The organism is Streptomyces sp. ID05-39B (assembly GCF_033794725.1).
GTDB classification, from domain to species: Bacteria; Actinomycetota; Actinomycetes; order Streptomycetales; family Streptomycetaceae; genus Streptomyces; species Streptomyces bobili.
The window spans coordinates 1-20,982 of record NZ_JARGEF010000024.1; the positions used below are offsets into that span (position 1 = coordinate 1).

The 20,982-nt window shown below is 71.2% G+C and carries 21 protein-coding genes and 1 pseudogene; 12 read left to right on the forward strand and 10 right to left on the reverse strand.

What is annotated here, in order from left to right; genetic code table 11:
• Both P1P75_RS08525 and P1P75_RS08530 read left to right on the forward strand, forming a co-directional pair.
• Positions 1–802, forward strand: a pseudogene (locus tag P1P75_RS08525) (transcriptional regulator); the annotation flags it as partial.
• A 381-nt stretch (positions 803–1,183) separates the two neighbouring features.
• Entirely contained in the window at positions 1,184–2,395 is a 1,212-nt protein-coding gene (locus P1P75_RS08530) for a PLP-dependent aminotransferase family protein (protein WP_319253145.1), read from the forward strand.
• A gap of 13 nt (positions 2,396–2,408) precedes the next feature.
• Here the strand turns inward: P1P75_RS08530 and P1P75_RS08535 are convergent, their stop codons facing one another.
• The 3 genes from P1P75_RS08535 to argS form a co-directional block, all read right to left on the reverse strand.
• Positions 2,409–3,194: a DUF4253 domain-containing protein gene (locus tag P1P75_RS08535; protein ID WP_319253147.1), complete on the reverse strand. Its 786-nt coding sequence runs from the start codon at positions 3,192–3,194 to the stop codon at positions 2,409–2,411.
• A gap of 45 nt (positions 3,195–3,239) precedes the next feature.
• Positions 3,240–3,395 (reverse strand): hypothetical protein, encoded by a 156-nt coding sequence (locus P1P75_RS08540; protein ID WP_319253149.1) that lies wholly within the window; start codon positions 3,393–3,395, stop codon positions 3,240–3,242.
• An 89-nt stretch (positions 3,396–3,484) separates the two neighbouring features.
• Positions 3,485–5,254 (reverse strand): arginine--tRNA ligase, encoded by a 1,770-nt coding sequence (argS, locus tag P1P75_RS08545; protein WP_319253151.1) that lies wholly within the window; start codon positions 5,252–5,254, stop codon positions 3,485–3,487.
• Between the two features lie 158 nt (positions 5,255–5,412).
• Here argS and lysS point away from each other — a divergent pair, with 158 nt between their 5' ends.
• On the forward strand, positions 5,413–7,182 hold the full coding sequence (lysS, locus tag P1P75_RS08550) for a lysine--tRNA ligase (RefSeq protein ID WP_319253153.1): 1,770 nt from the start codon (positions 5,413–5,415) through the stop codon (positions 7,180–7,182).
• A gap of 88 nt (positions 7,183–7,270) precedes the next feature.
• Here the strand turns inward: lysS and P1P75_RS08555 are convergent, their stop codons facing one another.
• The 3 genes from P1P75_RS08555 to P1P75_RS08565 form a co-directional block, all read right to left on the reverse strand.
• On the reverse strand, positions 7,271–8,572 hold the full coding sequence (locus tag P1P75_RS08555) for a DUF2637 domain-containing protein (RefSeq protein ID WP_319253155.1): 1,302 nt from the start codon (positions 8,570–8,572) through the stop codon (positions 7,271–7,273).
• 76 nt (positions 8,573–8,648) lie between these two features.
• Positions 8,649–9,551, reverse strand: coding sequence for a DUF3558 family protein (locus P1P75_RS08560; protein WP_319253157.1), 903 nt, complete (start codon positions 9,549–9,551; stop codon positions 8,649–8,651).
• A 119-nt stretch (positions 9,552–9,670) separates the two neighbouring features.
• Positions 9,671–10,513, reverse strand: a complete 843-nt coding sequence (locus P1P75_RS08565) for a DUF3558 domain-containing protein (RefSeq protein WP_319253159.1) — start codon at positions 10,511–10,513, stop codon at positions 9,671–9,673.
• Positions 10,514–10,716: 203 nt separating this feature from the next.
• Here P1P75_RS08565 and P1P75_RS08570 point away from each other — a divergent pair, with 203 nt between their 5' ends.
• Positions 10,717–11,910, forward strand: a complete 1,194-nt coding sequence (locus P1P75_RS08570) for an RtcB family protein (RefSeq protein WP_319253161.1) — start codon at positions 10,717–10,719, stop codon at positions 11,908–11,910.
• On the opposite strand, the gene P1P75_RS08575 is transcribed toward P1P75_RS08570, so the two are convergent.
• Genes P1P75_RS08575 through P1P75_RS08585 form a run of 3 tightly spaced genes read right to left on the reverse strand, consistent with a single transcriptional unit; the run spans position 11,820 to position 13,109 of the window.
• Positions 11,820–12,128, reverse strand: coding sequence for a tyrosine-protein phosphatase (locus P1P75_RS08575; protein WP_319253163.1), 309 nt, complete (start codon positions 12,126–12,128; stop codon positions 11,820–11,822). The two genes, P1P75_RS08570 and P1P75_RS08575, sit on opposite strands and share 91 nt — an antisense overlap.
• Before the next feature lie 28 nt (positions 12,129–12,156).
• On the reverse strand, positions 12,157–12,333 hold the full coding sequence (locus P1P75_RS08580) for a hypothetical protein (protein ID WP_319253165.1): 177 nt from the start codon (positions 12,331–12,333) through the stop codon (positions 12,157–12,159).
• Complete coding sequence (locus P1P75_RS08585; RefSeq protein WP_319253167.1) at positions 12,333–13,109, reverse strand: SDR family NAD(P)-dependent oxidoreductase; 777 nt, start codon at positions 13,107–13,109, stop codon at positions 12,333–12,335. Before P1P75_RS08585 ends, P1P75_RS08580 begins: the two co-directional genes overlap by 1 nt.
• A gap of 196 nt (positions 13,110–13,305) precedes the next feature.
• On the opposite strand from P1P75_RS08585, the gene P1P75_RS08590 reads away from it, so the two are divergent.
• The gene (locus P1P75_RS08590; RefSeq protein ID WP_319253169.1) at positions 13,306–13,740 is read left to right on the forward strand and encodes a nuclear transport factor 2 family protein; all 435 of its coding nucleotides are present in this window, start codon (positions 13,306–13,308) and stop codon (positions 13,738–13,740) included.
• Between the two features lie 76 nt (positions 13,741–13,816).
• Here P1P75_RS08590 and P1P75_RS08595 read toward each other — a convergent pair whose 3' ends face one another.
• Positions 13,817–14,152, reverse strand: coding sequence for a YnfA family protein (locus tag P1P75_RS08595; RefSeq protein ID WP_319253171.1), 336 nt, complete (start codon positions 14,150–14,152; stop codon positions 13,817–13,819).
• A 116-nt stretch (positions 14,153–14,268) separates the two neighbouring features.
• Between P1P75_RS08595 and P1P75_RS08600 the strand changes: the two genes are divergently transcribed.
• The 7 genes from P1P75_RS08600 to P1P75_RS08630 all read left to right on the forward strand — a co-directional run bounded on the left by P1P75_RS08600 (position 14,269) and on the right by P1P75_RS08630 (position 20,859).
• On the forward strand, positions 14,269–14,742 hold the full coding sequence (locus P1P75_RS08600) for a MarR family winged helix-turn-helix transcriptional regulator (protein WP_319253173.1): 474 nt from the start codon (positions 14,269–14,271) through the stop codon (positions 14,740–14,742).
• A gap of 26 nt (positions 14,743–14,768) precedes the next feature.
• The gene (locus P1P75_RS08605; protein ID WP_319253226.1) at positions 14,769–15,647 is read left to right on the forward strand and encodes a permease; all 879 of its coding nucleotides are present in this window, start codon (positions 14,769–14,771) and stop codon (positions 15,645–15,647) included.
• Positions 15,644–16,399, forward strand: a complete 756-nt coding sequence (locus P1P75_RS08610; RefSeq protein ID WP_319253175.1) for a TIGR03943 family protein — start codon at positions 15,644–15,646, stop codon at positions 16,397–16,399. Before P1P75_RS08605 ends, P1P75_RS08610 begins: the two co-directional genes overlap by 4 nt.
• Before the next feature lie 496 nt (positions 16,400–16,895).
• Complete coding sequence (locus P1P75_RS08615; protein WP_319253177.1) at positions 16,896–17,999, forward strand: LLM class flavin-dependent oxidoreductase; 1,104 nt, start codon at positions 16,896–16,898, stop codon at positions 17,997–17,999.
• Positions 17,996–18,589: an FMN reductase gene (locus tag P1P75_RS08620; RefSeq protein ID WP_319253179.1), complete on the forward strand. Its 594-nt coding sequence runs from the start codon at positions 17,996–17,998 to the stop codon at positions 18,587–18,589. The genes P1P75_RS08615 and P1P75_RS08620 overlap by 4 nt, the downstream gene beginning before the upstream one ends.
• A gap of 133 nt (positions 18,590–18,722) precedes the next feature.
• Positions 18,723–19,430, forward strand: coding sequence for a response regulator transcription factor (locus tag P1P75_RS08625; RefSeq protein WP_319253181.1), 708 nt, complete (start codon positions 18,723–18,725; stop codon positions 19,428–19,430).
• A gap of 10 nt (positions 19,431–19,440) precedes the next feature.
• Positions 19,441–20,859 carry a HAMP domain-containing sensor histidine kinase gene (locus tag P1P75_RS08630; protein WP_319253183.1) on the forward strand — a complete coding sequence of 473 codons (1,419 nt, stop codon included), beginning with the start codon at positions 19,441–19,443 and terminating at the stop codon, positions 20,857–20,859.
• Positions 20,860–20,982 lie beyond the last annotated feature (123 nt).

Consider the following 20,982-nt stretch of genomic DNA (forward strand, 5'->3'; position numbering starts at 1 on the left):
CGCTTCCTCCGTGCAGGGGAAGGGGGCGGGTGGCGCGACGCCGTCCGGATCCGCGCCGGCCTCCGCCTCGCCTTCCGTCTCCCCGTCCGCTTCCGCCTCCCCGTCCGCTTCGGGTACGCCGTCCCCCTCCCCCTCCGACTCCGGGCAGGAGCGGCCCGGTGCGGCCGTCGAGGACGACAGCGGCACTCCTCCGCTCACGGTCGGCATCCGCCCGTACGCCTGGGAAAGCCCCTGCGGTCAGCGCTACCTGATCGACCGGGAGGCGGGGCGGGTCTCACCCCCGCCCGTCGAGCAGGACGCGCCCGCCTGGGTGGCCGCGCACGGGGCCGTGTCCTCCGGGCAGCAGTTCCTGGAGCTGACCGTGCAGGGGACCGGCGAGGAGACGGTGGTCGTCGACGGGCTGAAGGTCCGCACGGTCCAGAAGCGGTCGCCGCTCGCCTGGAACGACTACGCCATGGGCTATCCGGGCGTCGGCTGCGGGGGCGGCGTGCCGACCCGCTACTTCACCGTCGCCCTCGACGCCATGCGGCCGGCCGTCGTGCCGGAGGCCGGGCACGCCGACTTCCCGTTCAAGGTCAGCGAGTCCGACCCGGAGGTCTACTACGTCAGCGCCGACGCCTCCGCCTACGACGTGAGCTGGACGCTGGAGCTGTCCTGGTCCAGCGGCTCCCGGCACGGCACGCTGCTCCTCGACAACGAGGGCAGGCCGTTCCGCACCAGCGGCAACAACGGACGGCCCGCCTACGAGTTCCCGCTCGGCGGGTCCGCGTGGCAGCGCGCGGGGTCCTCGCCGACGCCGTAGGTGCACGGCGCCGAGCGCAGGCCGGGGGATCGGAGGCGCACGGGGAGACACGGTGGGCGAGGCGGAGGCCGACGCGGAACCGGACGGCGGCACGGGCCTTCGGCGGCCAGCGGCACCGATGGGAGCCCGCGTCGAGGGGCCGGCCCCCCCCTGCCGGGCTGGTCGCGCCCGTGTCCGGGGGCGGTCCGGCTGCGCGGGCGACGGGTCTCCCGGACTCGCCCTCCGCGCCGCCCACCCCTGCTTCCCTCTCGCACCGGCCCCGACGCCCTCCCGTCCGCATCCTGGAAAACCGTGTGTACACAGCAGCTGTCTCTCTAGGCTGCGGAGCGCGAGGACGAGGGCGTGGGGGATTGCCGTGCCCGTGGTTGAAGGAGCCGTTCCATGACCGTTGCCGCCACACCGATCGCTTCCGTGCCGCCGCTCGCCGCGCGGGCCCGCGCCGTCGGAGGGTCGCCCGTGCGGGACATCCTCGCCGTCACCGCGCGGCCCGAGGTGATCAACTTCGCGGGTGGGCTGCCCGCGCCCGAACTGTTCGACCGTGACGGCGTCGCCGCCGCCTTCCGGCACGTGCTGGAGGAGACGCCGGGGCGGGCCCTTCAGTACGCCACCACCGAGGGCGAACCCGTCCTGCGGGAACATCTGGCGCGGCGCATGTCCGTGCGAGGACTGCCGACCGACGCCGACGACCTGCTCGTCACCACCGGCTCCCAGCAGGGCCTGTCACTGCTCGCCACCGCGCTCGTCGACGCCGGCGACACCGTCCTCGTCGAGGAACCCTGCTATCTGGCCGCCCTCCAGGTCTTCGGCCTCGCCGGCGCGAGGATCGTCGCCGTGCCCGGCGACGCGGACGGCCCGGACCCCGAGGCCCTCGCGGAACTGGTCGTCCGCGAACGCCCCAAACTCCTCTACACTGTCCCCACCTTCCAGAACCCCACCGGCCGCACCCTGCCCACCGAACGCCGCGCCGCCCTCGCCTCCGTCGCCGCCCGGCACGGCCTGTGGATCATCGAGGACGACCCCTACGGCGAACTCCGCTACGACGGCGAGCGCGTCCCCTGGATCGCCGCCCACCCCGACGCCCGGGACCGCACCGTCCTGCTCGGCTCCTTCTCCAAGGTCATGGCCCCCGGCCTGCGACTGGGCTGGCTGCGCGCGCCGGCCGAGCTGCGCAGGGCCTGCGCGGTCGCCAAGCAGGCGGCCGACCTGCACACCCCGACCGTCAACCAGCTCGCCGCCGCACGCTACCTGGCCGTCTTTGACCTCGACGCCCATGTGGCACGGGTCGCCGCCGTGTACCGCGAGCGCCGCGACGCCATGCTCGCCGGCCTGCCGGACGCCCTCCCGCAGGGCTCGGTGTGGAACCGCCCCGAGGGCGGCATGTTCCTGTGGGCCCGGCTCCCGGAGACGTACGACACCGCCGCCCTGCTCCCCGCAGTGGTGCGCGAGGACGTCGCCTACGTCCCCGGCGCCCCCTTCTACCCCGGAGAGCCCGACCGCTCCACCCTCCGCCTCTGCTTCGTGACACAGACGCCGGAGGAGATCGCGGAGGGGCTGCGGAGACTGGGCCGGGGGCTCAGGGCCGAAGGCGCCTGAGGTCAGCCCCGCGTCAGTCCCACCAGAAGGACCAGACGTGCTCGCCGATCAGCCCGCTGGCATACGCCTCCAGGGTGCCGGATCCCTGGAGGACGTTGTCCGGGCAGAACGCGAAGTGCTCGGCGGCCACCGCCTCCGCCTCCGCCACGGTGGTGGGCGGGGCCGCCACGGACACGGCCAGCACGTCGAAGCCGATGCCCACGACCCGTATGCCGAAGCGGTCCTCCCAGGAACGCAGGACCGCTGACAGCCGCGCCGTGTCGTTCTCATGGTTCACCGGGCCCGACCAGCCGATGGCCGCCGGTACGTCCGCGCTGCGGCGGGCCGGCACGAGGGCCAGGTGCGGTACCTCGAACCACGACGGGCCCTCACCCGCGAGGGCGTCCGCGATCTGCGCGGCCCGCACGTCCGGATCGGCGTTGAGCGTGGGGGCGTCGGCCGGACCGGGCCACTCCTCGTCCTCCGCCGCCCACTCCTCCCAGAAGTCCTCCAGCACCTCTTCCGCGTCGTGATCCCCCGGATACGACATGCGGGCGGGCGCCAGATCCCACCGCTCCGGCCCGCCCTGGGAACCGCCCAGGTCGATCAGGACCGGCACCAGCCCGGCCCGCCCCGCCGGCCCGCCCAGCGCCGACCAGTTGCCCGGCGCCGCGGCCCGCTCGGCATGCCACAACAGCGGCTCGTGCCAGACACCTTGGTCCGTCGTGTCGATCAGCCTGCCCGGCGGCAGCTGGAGCCCGAGGGAACGCCCACTGGGATCGGACGCCAGCCGGGGCAGCGGGTTGGGAAGAGTCGCCATGCCTGTGACTGTAGGGGCACCCACTGACATTGATACCCAGGCTTTTCAGCGGCTCCTCCTGGCTCGTAGGCGGTGTGCCAGCCAGATGCCCAGGCCGATCGTGGGGAGGACGACAGCGGCCGGGATGGCCACGCCGGCCCCTCCGATCAGCAGGAAGGTGATCAGTGCCTCACCGACCGACGGGTCGTCCGTGCCGCCCAACCGTCTCTCCTCGCACTCGTCTTCACCATCACCTGCTGAGGGACGGGACGCGCGAGCGCGAGGAGTCGGTTCCGGCTACCGGATACGCGTCAGAGCCGCTCCGGCGTCCGGATGCCCAGCAGGGCCATGCCCTTGTGGAGGGTGCGGCCCGTCAGGTCCACCAGGAAGAGGCGGTTCTCGACGACCTCCGGCGCGTTGTCCGGGGACAGCACGTGACACTGGTCGTAGAACGTCGTCAGGTGCGAGGCCAGCTGGTACAGGTACGCCGCCAGCTTGTGCGGCTCGTAGGCCGCCGCGACCTCGTGGACCGTCTCGCCGAACTGGTCCAGGTGCAGGCCCAACGCCCGCTCCGCCGGGGCCAGTTCCAGCTCGGGGTGCACCACAGGACGCGCCTCGCCCGCCTTGCGCAGGATCGACTGGATACGGGCGTACGCGTACTGCAGGTACACCGACGTGTCGCCGTTCAGCGACACCATCTGGTCCAGGTCGAACTTGTAGTCCCGCACGGCCGAGGTCGACAGGTCCGCGTACTTCACGGCGCCGACACCGACGTACCGGCCGTTCTCCTCGATCTCGCGCTCGCTCAGGCCGATCCTCTCCGCCTTCTCCCGGACGACGGCCGTGGCACGGTCCACCGCCTCGTCGAGCAGGTCGACCAGCTTGACCGTCTCGCCCTCACGGGTCTTGAACGGCTTGCCGTCCTTGCCGAGGACCGTACCGAAGGCCAACTGGTGGGCCGTGGCCTCGCCGTTCAGCCAGCCCGCCCTGCGCGCCGTCTCGAAGACCATCTTGAAGTGCAGCGACTGCCGGGCGTCGACGACATAGACGAGCGAGTCCGCCTTCAACTGGAAGACACGGTCCCGGATCGCCGACAGGTCGGTCGCCGCGTAGCCGTAGCCGCCGTCCGACTTCTGGACGATCAGCGGGACCGGATTGCCGTCCGGACCCTTGACGTCGTCGAAGAAGACACACAGCGCGCCCTCCGAACGGACCGCGACACCCTTCTCCTCCAGGAGACGGCAGGTCTCGGCCAGCATGTCGTTGTAACCCGACTCGCCGACGATGTCCTCGTCGCGGATCTCCATGTCCAGCTTGTCGAAGACGGAGAAGAAGTAGATCTTCGACTCGTCGACGAACTTCTGCCACACCGCGAGCGTGTGCGGGTCCCCCGCCTGGAGGTCCACCACCCGGCGCCGGGCCCGCGTCTTGAACTCCTCGTCCGCGTCGAACAGCCTGCGCGCGGCCTTGTAGAGACGGTCGAGGTTCGACATCGCCTCCTCGCCGCTCACCCGGGCGTCCTTGTGGTCCAGCTCGTGCGGGTGCTCGTCCAGGTACTGGATGAGCATGCCGAACTGGGTGCCCCAGTCGCCGATGTGGTGCCTGCGCACCACGCTCTCGCCGGTGAACTCCAGGATCTCCGTCACCGCCGCGCCGATGACCGCCGACCGCAGATGGCCGACGTGCATCTCCTTCGCCACGTTCGGCTGCGCGTAGTCGATCACCGTCGTGCCCGGCGCGTCCGCGAGCGGCACACCCAGACGGTCGGCGTCCGCGTACCGCGCGCCCAGGTTCTCGACGATCGCCCTGTCGGTGATCGTCACGTTCAGGAAGCCGGGCCCGGAGACCTCGATGTCCTTGATCAGGTCACCGGTGACGACCTGGGCGACCACCTGCGTCGCCAGCTCCCGCGGGTTGGCCTTCGCCTTCTTCGCCAGGGCCAGGATCCCGTTCGCCTGGTAGTCCGCCCGGTCGCTGCGTCGCAGCAGCGGGTCCGCGCCGACGGCCTCCGGCAGAGCAGCCGAGAGGGCGGACGCGAGGTGCTGTTCGACGGAGTGACTGAGGGACGTGACCGAGGCCATGGAGTGGCTGCCGTTCTGCTCGGGTTTTCGGAAGTACTACGGAAACCGAGTATCCCACGCGGTGAAAAGCGGTTTTCGCGGATGCGGTCCGGCCTGGGACAATGGACGGACTTCAAGCCTTCCGGGCTTCTTGCCTTCCAGCCTTCACACCAGAGGACGTGCCGATCGTGGCTCAGAGCACCGAGACCACCGACTGGGTCTCCCGTTTCGCGGACGAGGTCATCGAGGAGTCGGAGCGCCGAGCCGGGGACAAAGCGGCAGCACCCGCCACCGCCCCCGTGGTCGTCGTCGCGTCCGGGCTCTCCCCCTCCGGCCCCATCCACCTCGGGAACCTCCGCGAGGTCATGACGCCGCACCTCGTCGCCGACGAGATCCGCCGCCGCGGGTACCAGGTCCGCCACCTGATCTCCTGGGACGACTACGACCGCTACCGCAAGGTCCCGGCCGGCGTCCCCGGAGTCGACGAGTCCTGGGCCGAACACATCGGCAAGCCGCTGACCGCCGTCCCCGCCCCCAAGGGCTCCGCCCACCCGAACTGGGCCGAGCACTTCAAGTCGGCCATGATCGAGTCGCTGGCGGAACTGGGCGTCGAGTTCGACGGCATCAGCCAGACCCGGCAGTACACCACCGGCGTCTACCGCGAGCAGATCCTGCACGCCATGCGCCACCGCGGCGACATCGACGCGATCCTCGACCAGTACCGCACCAAGAAGGCCCCCCCGAAGCAGCAGAAGCAGCAGAAGCCCCTCGACGAGGCCGAGGTGGAAGCCGCCGAGGGCTCCGGCGCCGCCGCCGAGGACGACGGCAGCTTCGGCGCCGCCGGCTACTTCCCGTACAAGCCCTACTGCGGCAACTGCGAGAAGGACCTCACCACCGTCACCGCCTACGACGACGACAGCACCGAGCTGACCTACGTCTGCGACCCCTGCGGCTTCTCCGAGACCGTCCGGCTCAACGAGTTCAACCGCGGCAAGCTCGTCTGGAAGGTCGACTGGCCCATGCGCTGGGCCTACGAAGGCGTCGTCTTCGAGCCCAGCGGCGTCGACCACTCCTCACCCGGCTCCTCCTTCCAGGTCGGCGGCCAGATCGTCGGCATCTTCGGCGGCAAGCAGCCCATCGGCCCGATGTACGCCTTCGTCGGCATCAGCGGCATGGCCAAGATGTCCTCGTCCAAGGGCGGCGTCCCCACCCCCGCCGACGCCCTGCAGATCATGGAACCGCAGCTCCTGCGCTGGCTTTACGCCCGCCGCCGCCCCAACCAGTCCTTCAAGATCGCCTTCGACCAGGAGATCCAGCGGCTCTACGACGAGTGGGACAAGCTCGACGCGAAGGTCGCCGACGGCTCGGCGCTCCCCGCCGACGTGGCCGCCCACTCCCGCGCGGTCCGCACCGCCGGCGGAGAGCTGCCCCGCACACCCCGCCCGCTGCCCTACCGCACCCTCGCCTCCGTCGCCGACATCACCGCCGGCCACCAGGACCAGGCACTGCGCATCCTCAGCGAACTCGACCCCGAGAACCCGATCGGCTCGCTGGACGAAGCGCGCCCCCGCTACGACAGGGCCGAGGCCTGGATCAACACGCACGTCCCCGCCGACCAGCGGACCATCGTGCGTGACGAACCCGACGCCGAACTCCTCAAGTCCCTCGACGAGGCCTCCCAGAACTCGCTGCGGCTCCTGCTCGACGGCCTCGCCGGCCACTGGTCCCTCGACGGGCTGACCCACCTCGTCTACGGCGTCCCCAAGGTCCAGGCCGGCTTCCCCGCCGACGCCACCCCGAAGGAACTCCCGCCGGAGATCAAGACCGCCCAGCGGACCTTCTTCGCCCTGCTCTACCACCTGCTCGTCGGACGCGACACCGGCCCGCGCCTGCCCACGCTGCTGCTCGCGGTGGGACAGGAGAGGGTGCGGGCCCTGCTCGGGGAGTAAGCGGTTCCTGACCTGTGCACGAGGAGGGGGCGCCCGGTGATCACCGGGCGCCCCCTCCTCGTACCGTCCGCGGACTGCCGCGTACCGCTTACGCGATGTGGTCGTCCTGAAGCTCCGCCGTGTGGCGGTTCGTGAAGCGGCTCACCAGACGGTCGGCCTCACGCTGCGGGAGCGTCGTGCCGAACGTCGCCTCCACATCGCCCCGGAACTGTCCCGACGTCGGATAGCTGCCGTCTATCGACTTCTTGAAGACCAGGTAGAAGTCCTCCTCGTCCGGCTCCGGAGGACCACCGCCCTCACCCAGCTCACGCGTACGGCCGGGAGCCACCGGGATCGGGAAACTGCCCGTCTCCTCCGGAGAAGGCTCCTGCGACGGGGGTTCCTGCTGGTACTGCCCCTGGTACTGCTCCGCCTGGAGCTGCTCCTGGTACCACTGCTCGTACTGTTCCTGCGGGTCGTACATGGGGTCGTAGCCGCCCTGATAGGCGACCTCCTGCGGCGGAGGCTGGAACCACGGGCTCTGCTCCGGCTCGGGTTCGCCCGCATCACGCTCCGCGTTCGCCTGCGCGGGCTGGACGGGACGCTGCTCGCCGGGAGCCTCCGCGGCTGCCGGAACCCGCGCGGTCTCCGCCGGCGCCAGCGCCTGCTGTGCCTGCTGCGGCGGCAACTCCTGCCTCGGCGCCGGGGGCAGCAACGCCGGCTCGATGCCCGCCGCCGCCAAGCCCGAAGGAGCCGTCTCCGCCAGCGGGACGCCGTAGCGAGCCAGACGCAGCGGCATCAGGGACTCCACCGGAGCCTTGCGACGCCAGGCCCGGCCGAAGCGGGAGCGCAGACGGGCCTGGTAGACGAGACGTTCCTGCTCCAGCTTGATGACCTGCTCGTAGGAACGCAGCTCCCACAGCTTCATCCGCCGCCAGAGAAGAAACGTCGGCAACGGCGACAGCAGCCAGCGCGTGAGCCGTACACCCTCCATGTGCTTGTCGGCCGTGATGTCCGCGATCCGGCCGATCGCATGGCGGGCCGCCTCGACGGACACCACGAACAGGATCGGGATCACCGCGTGCATACCGACACCCAGCGGATCCGGCCAGGCCGCCGCACCGTTGAACGCGATCGTCGACGCCGTCAGCAACCACGCCGTCTGCCGCAGCAGCGGGAACGGGATACGGATCCACGTCAGCAGCAGATCCAGAGCCAGCAGGACGCAGATACCCGCGTCGATGCCGATCGGGAACACATACGAGAAGTTCCCGAAACCCTTCTGCAGAGCCAGCTCACGGACGGCCGCATACGAACCGGCGAAGCCGATCGCGGCGATCACCACGGCGCCGGCCACGACCACACCGATGAGAATGCGGTGCGTCCGAGTCAGCTCGATTGGCGCTGCCACCCGTACTCCCCTCCCCTTGCGTGTTGTTGCGCGCAACAGGGTGGCACATGTGTGCGGATCGCGCGTTGCCGGTACGTCAGCTCTTCTTCGCCGCCGAAGCGGAGGCCGAAGCGGACGGCGACTTCGACGGCGCCTTCGACGAAGGCTTCGCCGACGGCTGCGACGGGGCCACCGACGACGAACCACCGCCCGCAGCCTTGCCATTGGCCGCCTCGACCGCCGCCACCGCCTCCTTGGCCGCCAGCTCCGCCGACTTCACCAACGCCGCCGCGTCCGGCGTCTTGTCACCCGCCAGACCCGCACCGTTGTAGTCAACCGTGACCACCACGTTCTCCACCCGGGACACGACCGTCTGCTGCTTGAACGCGCCCTCCGACTTCTTCAAGTCGTACCGCACCGTCGTCGCCTGGTCGCCCGTACCCGCGACCGCCTGCGACTTCGCGTTCGTCGCACCCGCCGTCGCCGCCACATCCTGGACCTGCTTGGCGTAGTACTCCTGCGCCTGCCGCTCGCCGCTGCTCGCCGCGTCCGTCTCGAAACGGACCAAGGACACGTTCAGCCAGCGGAACTGCGACCCCTTCACACCGTTGTTGTCCAGGCTCGACCAGGAACAGGAGGCGCGCGCCGCCGTATCGCTCGACGTCCCCTCCTTCCCGTTCGCCGGAGCCTTCGGCACCAGCGAGGTCAGGGTCTTCTTCGACAACACGCCACACGCCTCGGGCAGCGCACCGTACGCCGCCGCCTGCACCGTCGGCTCCGCACTCGGGGACGTACTCGCCGAGGCGCCACCACTCTTGTGCGCCGCGCCGGAGTCGTCACCCGAGCCGGAGTCGGAGCCGGAGGAGCAGCCTGCGGCGATCAGCATCACGGGTACTGCGGCCGCCGCGGCCAAGAGGCGGTTCAAGCCCCCCGCACGCATCGTTCGCCGGGCTCGCTGGTCGTCTCGCTGGGCTCGTCGCTGCATGGTTCCTTCACTCATGACGCTCGTGGTTCCTGCGGTCGGATCGGGGTCCGGGGGGCCACGGTACGCGGTGAAGAAGCTGTGCGTTTCCGCTTCCACGGCATCGGGCGCGAGCGGCCCGTGTGCCTGAAGTGGCCTCAGCCCGCCAGGGAATCGGCGAGCTGGGCCGCCAGTTTCCGGGCCCTGTCCTGCATTTCCCTGCTGTCCGGGACGACGCCGACCGACGCCGCCTGCTCCTCGTACTCGATCGTCACGATGACATTCGACGTGCGGAACGCCACAGTCACCATGCGCTGCTTCGCCGTCGAACCCGAGCTGGCGAGCACGTCGTTCACGAAGCCCTCGTCACCGAGATCGTCGAGCAGACGGGGCTGGAGGTCGGCGGAGGCCGAAGCGGAGGCCGAAGCGGAGGGGGGTGCGGAAGAAGAGGGGGACGCGGAAGGGGATGTGGATGCGGAAGGAGACGGGGAGGCGGACGCGGACGCAGACGCGGAAGGTGACGTCGCCGTCTCACTGCCCGACGGGGTCGGCGCCGGCAGACCCGCGGCCGTCACCTTCCGGGCGAACAGCGTCTCCGCCTGACTGTCGTCACTGACCGCGGTGTCGTACGAGACCACCCGCTCCAGGTCGACACTCAGATGGTCGATGGCATCCGGGGACTCCACCTTCCAACGGCAGCCCGCCTTGCGGTCCGTGTCGAACGTCAACGTCGCCTGCCCCGCATAGGCACTCTCCCGCTGCGCCGCGTCGGCGATCAGGCGAATACCCGGCAGCAGAGAGTCGAGAGTGCCGCGGGCCACCGCCCCGCAGGCCTCCGGCAGGGCGTCGTAGCGACCCGGCTCGGCGACGGCGGTCGCCGTGCCGGCGCCACCCGGATTGGAGTTGTCCGTCGTGCCACCGTCGTCCGAACTGCCCGTGCAGCCGGCCAGCAGCGCCGCGAGGAGTGCGGCGACGCCGGGTACGTACGCCTTCCGCTGCACGGTCGGCTCCTCTCGACGGTCACATCGTGGGTGGCATTCCAGTGTCCCCGCTGCTTAATCGCTTGCCGGACAGGGGCGGCCCCAGCAGACAATGTGTATCGCACGCAACACCGTGGATGCCGGTCCGCCGTCCTGATTGGCCACCTTGGCGCCGGTTTTGCGATTTATGACTTCTGTTGGTTTTCCGGGGGAATGAGGACGATATGTCGTACGTGGAAATGCCGGGCGCGAAGGTGCCGATCCGTATGTGGGCCGACCCCGCGACGGTCGAGGACGGCGCGCTCCAGCAGCTGCGCAATGTCGCCACCCTGCCGTGGATCAAGGGCCTGGCCGTGATGCCGGACGTGCACTACGGCAAGGGCGCGACGGTCGGTTCGGTCATCGCGATGCAGGGCGCGGTGTGCCCGGCGGCGGTCGGGGTCGACATCGGCTGCGGAATGTCGGCGGTGAAGACGTCGCTGACCGCCAATGACCTGCCGGGGGACCTGTCCCGGCTGCGGTCGAAGATCGAACAGGCGATTCCGGTGGGGCGTGGGATGCATGACAGTCCCGTCGAGCCGGGGCGGTTGCACGGGCTGGCGACCGGGGGGTGGGACGGGTTCTGGGGACGGTTCGACGGGGTCGCGGAGGCGGTCAAATTCCGTCAGGAACGTGCCACAAAGCAGATGGGAACGCTCGGATCCGGAAACCACTACATCGAGCTGCTGCTGGATGGTGAGGGGGCGGTCTGGCTCACGCTGCACTCCGGCTCCCGGAACATCGGCAAGGAACTCGCCGAGTTCCACATCGGCGTGGCGCAGAAGCTCCCGCACAACCAGGGCCTGATCGACCGTGATCTCGCCGTCTTCGTCGCGGACACCCCGCAGATGGCGGCGTACCGCAACGACCTGTTCTGGGCGCAGGAGTACGCGAAGTACAACCGCACGATCATGATGGCGCTCCTGAAAGACGTGGTCGCCAAGGAGTTCAAGAAGGCGAAGCCGACCTTCGAGCAGGAGATCTCGTGCCACCACAACTACGTGGCTGAGGAGCGGTACGAGGGCATGGACCTGCTGGTCACACGGAAGGGCGCCATCCGGGCGGGCTCCGGCGAGTACGGGATCATCCCCGGCTCGATGGGGACGAGCTCGTACATCGTGAAGGGTCTCGGAAACGAGAAGGCCTTCAACTCGGCCTCGCACGGGGCGGGTCGGCGGATGAGCCGGAGCGCGGCCAAGCGTCGCTTCACGACAAAGGACCTGGAAGAGCAGACGCGGGGTGTGGAGTGCCGCAAGGACTCCGGCGTCGTCGACGAGATCCCGGGTGCCTACAAGCCGATCGAGCAGGTCATGGACCAGCAGCGGGACCTTGTCGAGGTAGTGGCGAAGCTGAAGCAGTTCATCTGCGTGAAGGGCTGAGCGGCCCTGCCAGGGGGCTGGTGTCGAGCGCGAGGGGTCCGGGCCGGGTGGCCCGGACCCCTTCGCTGCGGGGAGATGTGCGGCATGGTCATCCGGCGGTGGGCGGGCTCCAGGAGGAAGAGGCGGCCGGGGCGGACGCGGTGGCGGCCGTCCGGGGTGGTGTGGCCGCCCAGGTCGCGGAAGTTGTGCAGGGCTTCGAAGGAGAGGTGTCTGTCCACGCCCGTGAGAACCGGTGGTGGCGTGGGGTCAGTTCCCGTGTTTGACGGCGTAGATCATCACGAAGGCGATGATGTGGATGCCGAAGAGGAAGTACGCGAGGAAGTACCAGACCTTGCGTTCGTCCTTGGTCTCCTGGGCCAGGCGGCGTTTCTCCGCCGCCCGTTCGGGGGTGTCCTGGGGCGCGTCCTCGCGTTCGTCCGACATCACAGGTCCCGGTGGACCTTGGTGTTGGAGGCCTGGGCGCGGGGGCGCAGGACCAGCAGGTCGACGTTGACGTGGCTGGGGCGGGTCACGGCCCAGGTGATGGTCTCGGCGACGTCGTCGGCGGTGAGGGGCTCGGCCACGCCTTCGTAGACCTTCGCGGCGCGGTCCTCGTCGCCGCCGAAGCGGGTGAGGGCGAACTCGTCGGTCCTGACCATGCCGGGGGCGATCTCGATGACGCGGACGGGCTGTCCGACGATCTCCAGGCGGAGGGTTTCGGCGAGGACGTGGGCGCCGTGCTTGGCGGCGACGTAGCCTCCGCCGCCTTCGTAGGTGCCGTGGCCGGCGGTGGAGGAGACGACGACGACCGTGCCGTCGCCGCTCGCGATCAGCTGCGGGAGGAGGGCCTGGGTGAGGTTGAGGGTGCCGAGGACGTTCGTCTCGTACATGCTGCGCCAGTCGGCGGGGTCGCCGGTGGCGACCGGGTCGGCGCCGAGTGCTCCGCCCGCGTTGTTGACGAGGACGCCGATGGTGCGGAAGGCGGTGGCGAACTCGTCGACGGCGGCACGGTCGGTGACGTCGAGCGGGTACGCCGTGGCGGAGCCGCCCGCCGCGGTGATCTCCTCGGCCAGTGCCTCGATGCGGTCCTTGCGGCGGGCGGTGAGGACGACGCGGTAGCCGGCCGCGGCGAGCTGCCGGGCGGTGGCGGCGCCGATGCCGCTGCTCGCACCCGTGACGACGGCGATGCGGGATGCGGCGGACGGGGCGGCGGTGGCCATGGTGGCTGCTCCTCGGTTCCTCGGGCGGGATGAAGGGGTCGAAAGCCTGCCCGGTCAGGATAGGCGGGTCCGGTCCGTGGACGGTCCGTGATCTCGGTCTCCGGACGGGCCGTGGGTTGCGCCCTCTCCCGCGAGCCCGGGCTGTGCCCCGGTGGGAGACTTGAGGTGGGTGATCCTCTGTTCTGGAGGAGGAGCGATGGGGCAGGCACGCGAGGTCATGGACCGGCTCACCGAGGCGCTGACGACGCGGCGGGATCTCAAGGTGATCGGCGAGCTGTACGCGCAGGACGCCGTCGCGGTGACGCCCGACGCGGGGGAGGTCCGGGGGCGGGACGACATCGTCGAGTACTGGCGGCAGATGACGGACGCGGTGCCCGAGGCCACGTTCGAGTCGCTGGCCGCATGGGAAGTGGGCGATACGGCCATCGACGAGGGATTCTTCAGCGGGCGCAACACCGGGCCGCTCCGGCTGCCCGACGGGGAGACGCTGCCGGCGACGGGGCGGGACTTCAGGATGCGGGGCGTGGACATCGCGTCGGTGGAGGACGGGCGCATCGTCAGCTACCGGCTGTACTTCGACCAGATGGACTTCCTGGGGCAGCTGGGGCTGCTGCCCGACGAGACTCCCTGAGTGACGTGCTCCGAGTGACACGCTCCGAGTGACACGTCCTGCGTGACACGCCCCGGACGGGCAGTCGGTGGGTCTGTCACTGTCCCCGGGGTGCCCACATGATCACTGCCATGCCGGCGAGGCAGATGAGGGCGCCAGTGATGTCCCAGCGGTCGGGGCGGAAGCCGTCGGCGACCATGCCCCAGGCCAGTGAGCCGGCGACGAAGACACCGCCGTAGGCGGCGAGGATGCGGCCGAAGTGGGCGTCGGGCTGGAGGGTGGCGACGAATCCGTAGGCGCCGAGGGCCATGACGCCGGCGCCGATCCACAGCCGGCCGCGGTGTTCGCGGACGCCTTGCCAGACGAGCCAGGCGCCGCCGATCTCGAGGAGCGCGGCGACGGCGAAGAGGGCGGCGGAGCGCAGGACGAGCATGGCAGCAGCTTCGCACGGGGGTCCTGTGGGCCGGGGTGGGTGGTCGTGCGGCCGGTCGGATGCGTTCGGGTACGTCGTACGATCTGCGGACGGCGCTACGAAGGGGTGTGCGGGCGATGTCCGGGAACGTGCGGTCGCGGTTGCTCGGTGAGCTGTCGGTCGTCTCCCGTCGGTACGTCGCGGCGTTCGCGTTGTTCAATCAGACGGTCGCCGACCGGCTGGGTCTGCACCCCACCGACCTGCAGTGTCTGAACCTGCTCTCGTTGGAGCGGGAGCCGGTGACGGCGGGCCGGGTGGCCGAGCTGACGGGGCTGACCACGGGGTCGGCGACGCGGCTGGTGGACCGGCTGGAGAAGGCGGGGTACGTCGTGCGGGAGCGGGACGCGGCGGACCGGCGGCGGGTGCTGGTGGCGACGGTGCCGGAGCGGATCGCCGAGTTCGGGCGGACCTGGGAGCGGCTGGGCGGAGACTGGAGTCCGCTGTTCGAGGATCTGGACGACGCCGAGCTGGCGGTGATCGTGCGGCACATGAGGCGGACGGTGGAGTTCAGCGGGGAGCAGGTCGTGCGGCTTCGGGGAGGGCTGGTCTAGGCGTGCGTGCGGTGGAGGACACCCATCTGGACGGGGATGTGGATGCCGCCGGGGAGGCGGCGGAGGCCGACGTCCGGCGGGGGCTGCCGCGGAGCTGGCCGTTGCTGCTGGTCGGTGCGGCGGTGCTGCCGGGTGCGGTGCTGGTGCTGGTCGGGCGGTCGTTGGACGAGCCGGCGGTGCAGGCGTGGCGGACGGTGTGTCTGGCGGTGACGGTGCAGGCGCTGCCGGGGTGTGAGTGTGCGTCGGTGCCGGTGGCGAACAGTCTGATCGGGCGGGGTGTGACTCCTGCGGCGGCCTTCGCGTTCCTGCTGTCGGCGCCTGCCGTGAATCCGGTGGTGCTGACCGCGACGGCGATCGCGTTTCCCGGCAGTCCTGAGATGGTGCTGGCCCGGCTGGTGGCCTCGCTGATCACGGCGGCGGTGATGGGCTGGCTGTGGCTCTGGCGGGGGCGCGAGGAGTGGCTGAAGCCGGCGGTACGGCACAGCGGGCATCGGCCGGGTGAGAGTCGCTGGACGGAGTTCCGGCGCGGTTTCCAGCACGACTTCCTGCATGCGGGCGGTTTTCTGGTGGTGGGGGCGATGGCGGCGGCGACCTTCAACGTGGCGGTACCGCGCTCGGTGGTGGACACGTTCTCGGACTCGGTGTGGCTGTCGGTGCTGTTCCTGGCGGTGCTGGCGATCGTGCTGGCGGTGTGCTCGGAGGCGGACGCGTTCGTGGCGGCCTCGCTGAGCGGGTTCTCGCCGACGGCCCGGCTGACGTTCATGGTGGTGGGTCCGATGGTCGACCTGAAGCTGATCGCGTTGCAGGCGGGGACGTTCGGGCGGGCCTTCGCGGTGCGGTTCTCCAGTGCCACGGCGGTGGTCGCGGTGGTGTGCAGCGTGATCGTGGGAGGGGTGCTGCTGTGAGGCGGTTCGCGCAGGTGGGGCTGCTGGTGCTGAGCGGCGTCGGGTTGCTGCGGACCTCGCTGTTCACGGAGGCGTACCTGCGGTACGTGAAGGAGGGGATGCGGCCGCTGCTGATCGCTTCGGGGGTGCTGCTGATCCTGCTGGGGGCGGCGGAGGCGTGGTCGGCGTGGCGGTCGGCGGGGCGGCGGCCGGATACCGATGGCGACGGTGACGACCACGGTCACGGTCATTCGGGTGTGCCGCGGGTCGCCTGGCTGTTGTTCCTGCCCGCGCTGAGCCTGTTGTTCTACGCCCCGCCGGCGCTGGGTTCGTACACGGCGTCGCGTGAGGCGCCGAAGGCGGTCGCGGTCGTCGACGAGGACGGCTTCGATCCGCTGCCGGCGACCTCGCCGCTGCCGATCACGCTGACCGACTTCACACAGCGGGTGCAGCAGGACAAGGCGCGGTCCATCGCGGGGCGCACGGTGCGGATGACGGGGTTCGTCACGCCCGCGGGCGGCGGCGGGAGCTGGTATCTGACGCGGATCATGCTGTCGTGCTGCGCGGCGGACGCGCAGTCCGTGAAGGTGCGGGTGTACGGGGTCGAGGCGCCGAAGGCCGACACGTGGGTGACGGTGACGGGGACCTGGCACGCGCAGGGCACGCTGGGTACGTCGTCGGCGGCGGTCGCGCTGGACGGCCGTACGGTCGCGAAGATCGAGCGGCCGGTGAACGGGTACACGGACGCGTTGCCGCCGGCGCCGGGCTCGTAGGGCGGCGGCCCTTGGGGCGGCCGGCCGGGATTTCGTGGTGCCGGCCGGCTGCGGTTGGTCGCGCGGTGCCCCGCGCCCCTGGGTGAGTGGGTGGCTGGGCGGGGTTCGCGGATGGGGTCGGTCGTGGCCCGGTCGATACGCGTGAAGAGGCCGAGGCCGGTGCCGGTGCCGGAGATCTCGGCGTAGGGACGGCGCGGGAGGCGTACGGCCGGTCCAGGTCTCAGCCGATCAGCCGGTGGTGCTCCCGGTCGGGGTGCGGAGGGCGGGAGCGGGCGCGGGACCGGTTCGCGGGGCCGGAGGTGGACGCGGGCGAGCGGTTCGGCGGCGCCGATGACGGTTCGGTGGCGCGGCGTGGGGCGGCGTGGGGCGGCCATGCCGGGGTCGCGGGGCGGGCCGCTGACATCGACGCCTGCGCTTCGGCGGAGGAATACGGGGGGTGGGGGCGCTGTTGGCACGGTATGGTTGAACGGTCAACAACTTTGGAGGTTGAGCGACCATGCAGTTCGGGATCTTCACGGTCGGCGATGTCACGCCGGACCCCACCACGGGGCGTACGCCGACCGAGCGCGAGCGGATCAAGGCCATGGTCGCCATCGCGCTGAAGGCCGAGGAGGTCGGCCTGGACGTCTTCGCCACGGGTGAGCACCACAACCCGCCGTTCGTGCCGTCGTCCCCGACGACGATGCTCGGCTACATCGCCGCGCGGACCGAGAAGCTGATCCTCTCCACCTCGACCACGCTGATCACCACCAACGACCCGGTGAAGATCGCCGAGGACTTCGCGATGCTCCAGCACCTGGCCGACGGGCGCGTCGACCTGATGATGGGCCGCGGCAACACCGGGCCGGTCTACCCCTGGTTCGGCCAGGACATCCGCGAGGGCATCAACCTCGCCATCGAGAACTACAACCTGGTGCACCGGCTGTGGCGCGAGGACGTCGTGAACTGGGAGGGCAAGTTCCGCACCCCGCTCCAGGGCTTCACCTCGACGCCCCGGCCGCTGGACGGCGTCGCGCCGTTCGTCTGGCACGGCTCCATCCGCTCCCCGGAGATCGCCGAGCAGGCCGCGTTCTACGGCGACGGCTTCTTCCACAACAACATCTTCTGGCCGGCCGACCACACCAGGCAGATGGTCGAGCTGTACCGGGCCCGCTACGCCCACTACGGGCACGGCACGCCCGAGCAGGCGATCGTCGGCCTCGGCGGGCAGGTGTTCATGCGGAAGAACTCGCAGGACGCGGTGCGCGAGTTCCGGCCGTACTTCGACAACGCGCCGGTCTACGGGCACGGGCCGTCCCTGGAGGACTTCACCGACCAGACCCCGCTGACCGTCGGCTCCCCGCAGCAGGTCATCGACAAGACGCTCGCCTTCCGCGAGTACGCCGGCGACTACCAGCGCCAGCTGTTCCTGATGGACCACGCCGGTCTCCCGCTGAAGACCGTGCTGGAGCAGCTCGACATGCTCGGCGAGGAGGTCGTGCCGGTGCTGCGCGAGGAGTTCGCCAAGGGCCGCCCGGCCGACGTGCCGGACGCGCCGACCCACGCATCGCTTCTGGCCGCGAAGAACGCCGCCGCTCAGGACAAGGAGACCGTCGCATGAAGCTCGTCGTCGTCTCGGCGGGACTGGGCGTCCCGTCGTCCACCCGCCTGCTGGCCGACCGGCTCGCGGCTGCCACCGCCCTGCGCACCCCGGCCGACGTGCGGGTCGTCGAGCTGCGCGACCTTGCCGTGGACATCGCCCACAACCTGACCAGCGGGTTCCCGGGCCGCGACCTGGCCGCCGCGCTGGGCGCGGTCACGGAAGCGGACGGGCTGATCGCGGTCACGCCGGTGTTCTCGGCGTCGTACAGCGGACTGTTCAAGTCCTTCTTCGACGTGCTCGACAAGGACGCGCTGGCCGGGAAGCCCGTGCTGGTCGCGGCCACCGGCGGCACGGCCCGGCACTCGCTGGTGCTGGAGCACGCGCTGCGGCCCCTGTTCGCCCACCTGCGGGCCGTCGTCGTCCCGACCGGGGTCTACGCCGCCTCCGAGGACTGGGGAGCGGAGGGCCTGCCCGAGCGGATCGAGCGGGCCGCCGGGGAGCTGGCCGCGCTGATGAGCGGCCTGGCGGCGACGCGGCCGGCCGTGAAGGACGAGTTCGCGGTGGTGCCGTTCGCCGAGCAGCTCGCGGCCCTGCGGCCGGCGGGCTGAGCGAGGCGGAGTGCGCGGGGCGGGGTGGTGATGCCTCACCGACCCGGCAGGGCTCGGTGAGAGGCACGTAAGAAGGGCACCCGGTGAGCCGCTCGTCACGCCGTGGGAACGGGACGGCTGGGACACTGGGCGCGTGCCTCACAAGCTGCTGCTCGCCGAAGACGACCGCGCCATCCGTCACGCCCTGGAACGCGCGCTGACCCTGGAGGGCTACGAGGTCACCGCGGTCGCCGACGGCGTCGAGGCGCTGGCGCACGCCCACAAGTCGCCGCCGGACGTCCTCGTCCTCGACGTGATGATGCCCGGCATCGACGGCCTCCAGGTCTGCCGGGTGCTGCGCGCCGAGGGCGACCGCGTCCCGATCCTCATGCTGACGGCACTGGTGGAGACCGCCGACCGGATCGCGGGCCTGGACGCGGGCGCCGACGACTACGTCGTCAAGCCCTTCGACGTCGAGGAGGTCTTCGCCCGGCTGCGCGCACTCCTGCGCCGCACCGGCGCCGGCACACCCCCCGAGGCACCGAAGCCGGCGGCGCCCGCGCGCGGGCTGGAGGCGGCCGGGCTGCGCATGGACCCGCAGGCGCGGCGGGCCTGGCGCGGGGAACGCGAGCTGGAACTGACCCGCACCGAGTTCGAGCTGCTGGAACTGCTGGTGCGCAACGCGGGCATCGTCCTCGACCACTCCACGATCTACGACCGTATCTGGGGCTACGACTTCGGCCCCGGCTCCAAGAACCTCGCCGTCTACGTCGGCTACCTCCGCCGCAAGCTCGACGGGCCCGGCGCCCCGCAGCTGATCCACACCGTGCGGGGCGTGGGCTACGTGCTGCGGGAAGACTGAGGCGCGCCCGGTGTCCGGCCGCGTACGGCGGTGGGTGTCCCGGCGGCGCCCCAAGCTCGGCTCGCTGCGGACCACGTTCGCGGTGTCCTTCGCGACGGTGACGGCGGCGGTCACCGTCGTCGTCGGCGTCGTGTCGTACAACGCCGCCGCCCGGCTGGTGCGGGTGGACCAGGAGTCCGTCTTCGACGAGGTCGTGCAGGACCTGCGCGACGAGGTGCGCGAGCGGGCGATGGACCCCGCCGACTTCTCCTCGGTCGCGCCCGGCCACGACATCGTGCGCCCCGCCCGCACCGACGTACAGGTGCTGGGCGCGGACGGGAGGATCTTCGACCCCGGGAACCCGGGGCTGCCCGTGAAGGACGCCGACCGGGAGATCGCCGCGGCGCCGGGCGCGGGCACGATCGTCCAGCACAAGGACGTCGACGTCGGCAGCGACGTCTACCGGGTCGCCACCGTCGCGCTGGGCGGCGGCCGGGGCGCGGTGCAGGTCGCGCAGGAGTTCAGCGACACCGAGGACCTGCTGCGGGCGCTCCAGCGGCGCACCCTGATCCTGATGGGCGCGGTCGTGACGGCGGCCGGGCTGTTCGGCTGGTGGCTGGCCCGGCGCATCACCCACCCCCTGGTCATCCTCACCGCCGCCGCCGAGGACGTCGCCCGCACGCGCCGGCTCGGCGTCCAGGTCCCCGTCACCGGCTACGACGAGGTGGGACGGCTCGGCCGCGCCTTCGACCGCATGCTGGGCCGCCTCGCCCGGTCCGAGGAGGACCAGCGGCGGCTGGTGCAGGACGCCGGGCACGAGCTGCGTACGCCGCTGACCTCGCTGCGGACCAACATCTCGCTGCTGCGCCGCATCGACGAGCTGCCGCCCGCCACCCGCGACGAACTCGTCGCCGACCTCGGCCAGGAGGCCCGCGAACTGACCGATCTGGTCAACGAGCTGGTGGATCTCGCCGCCGGCCAGTCGGACACCGAGCCGCCGCAGCGGATCGACCTCGCCGACCTCGCCGAGGAGGTGGCGGGGCTCGCGCGACGCCGTACCGGGCGGCGGATCGTGATGCGCGCGAGCGGTGACACCACGACCGACGGGCGGCCCGGCATGCTCCAGCGGGCGCTGTCCAACCTGGTCGAGAACGCGGCCAAGTTCGACCGCGAGGGCCTCGCGCCCATCGAGATCGAGGTGACCGGCCCCGCCGGGCCCGGCACCGTCCGCGTGGAGGTCCTCGACCGGGGGCCCGGCATCACCGAGACCGACCTCACCCGCGTCTTCGACCGCTTCTACCGCGCGGCGGACGCCCGTTCCCTGCCGGGCTCGGGGCTCGGTCTGTCGATCGTGCGGGAGGTCGCGCTGGCGCACGGGGGAGCGGCGTTCGCCTTCCGGCGGGCGGGCGGCGGGGCGGTGATCGGCTTCACGGTGGGCGGCGTGGAGTGAGGACCGTCGCGCTCCTGCTGTATGCGGGAGGGTCGGACTGAGCAGGTATGCGGGGCGAGGCGGCGGGAGTGGCCCGTCGACGGTGGTGGGAGCCGGGTGTGCCGAGTGGGCCGGAGACCGCCG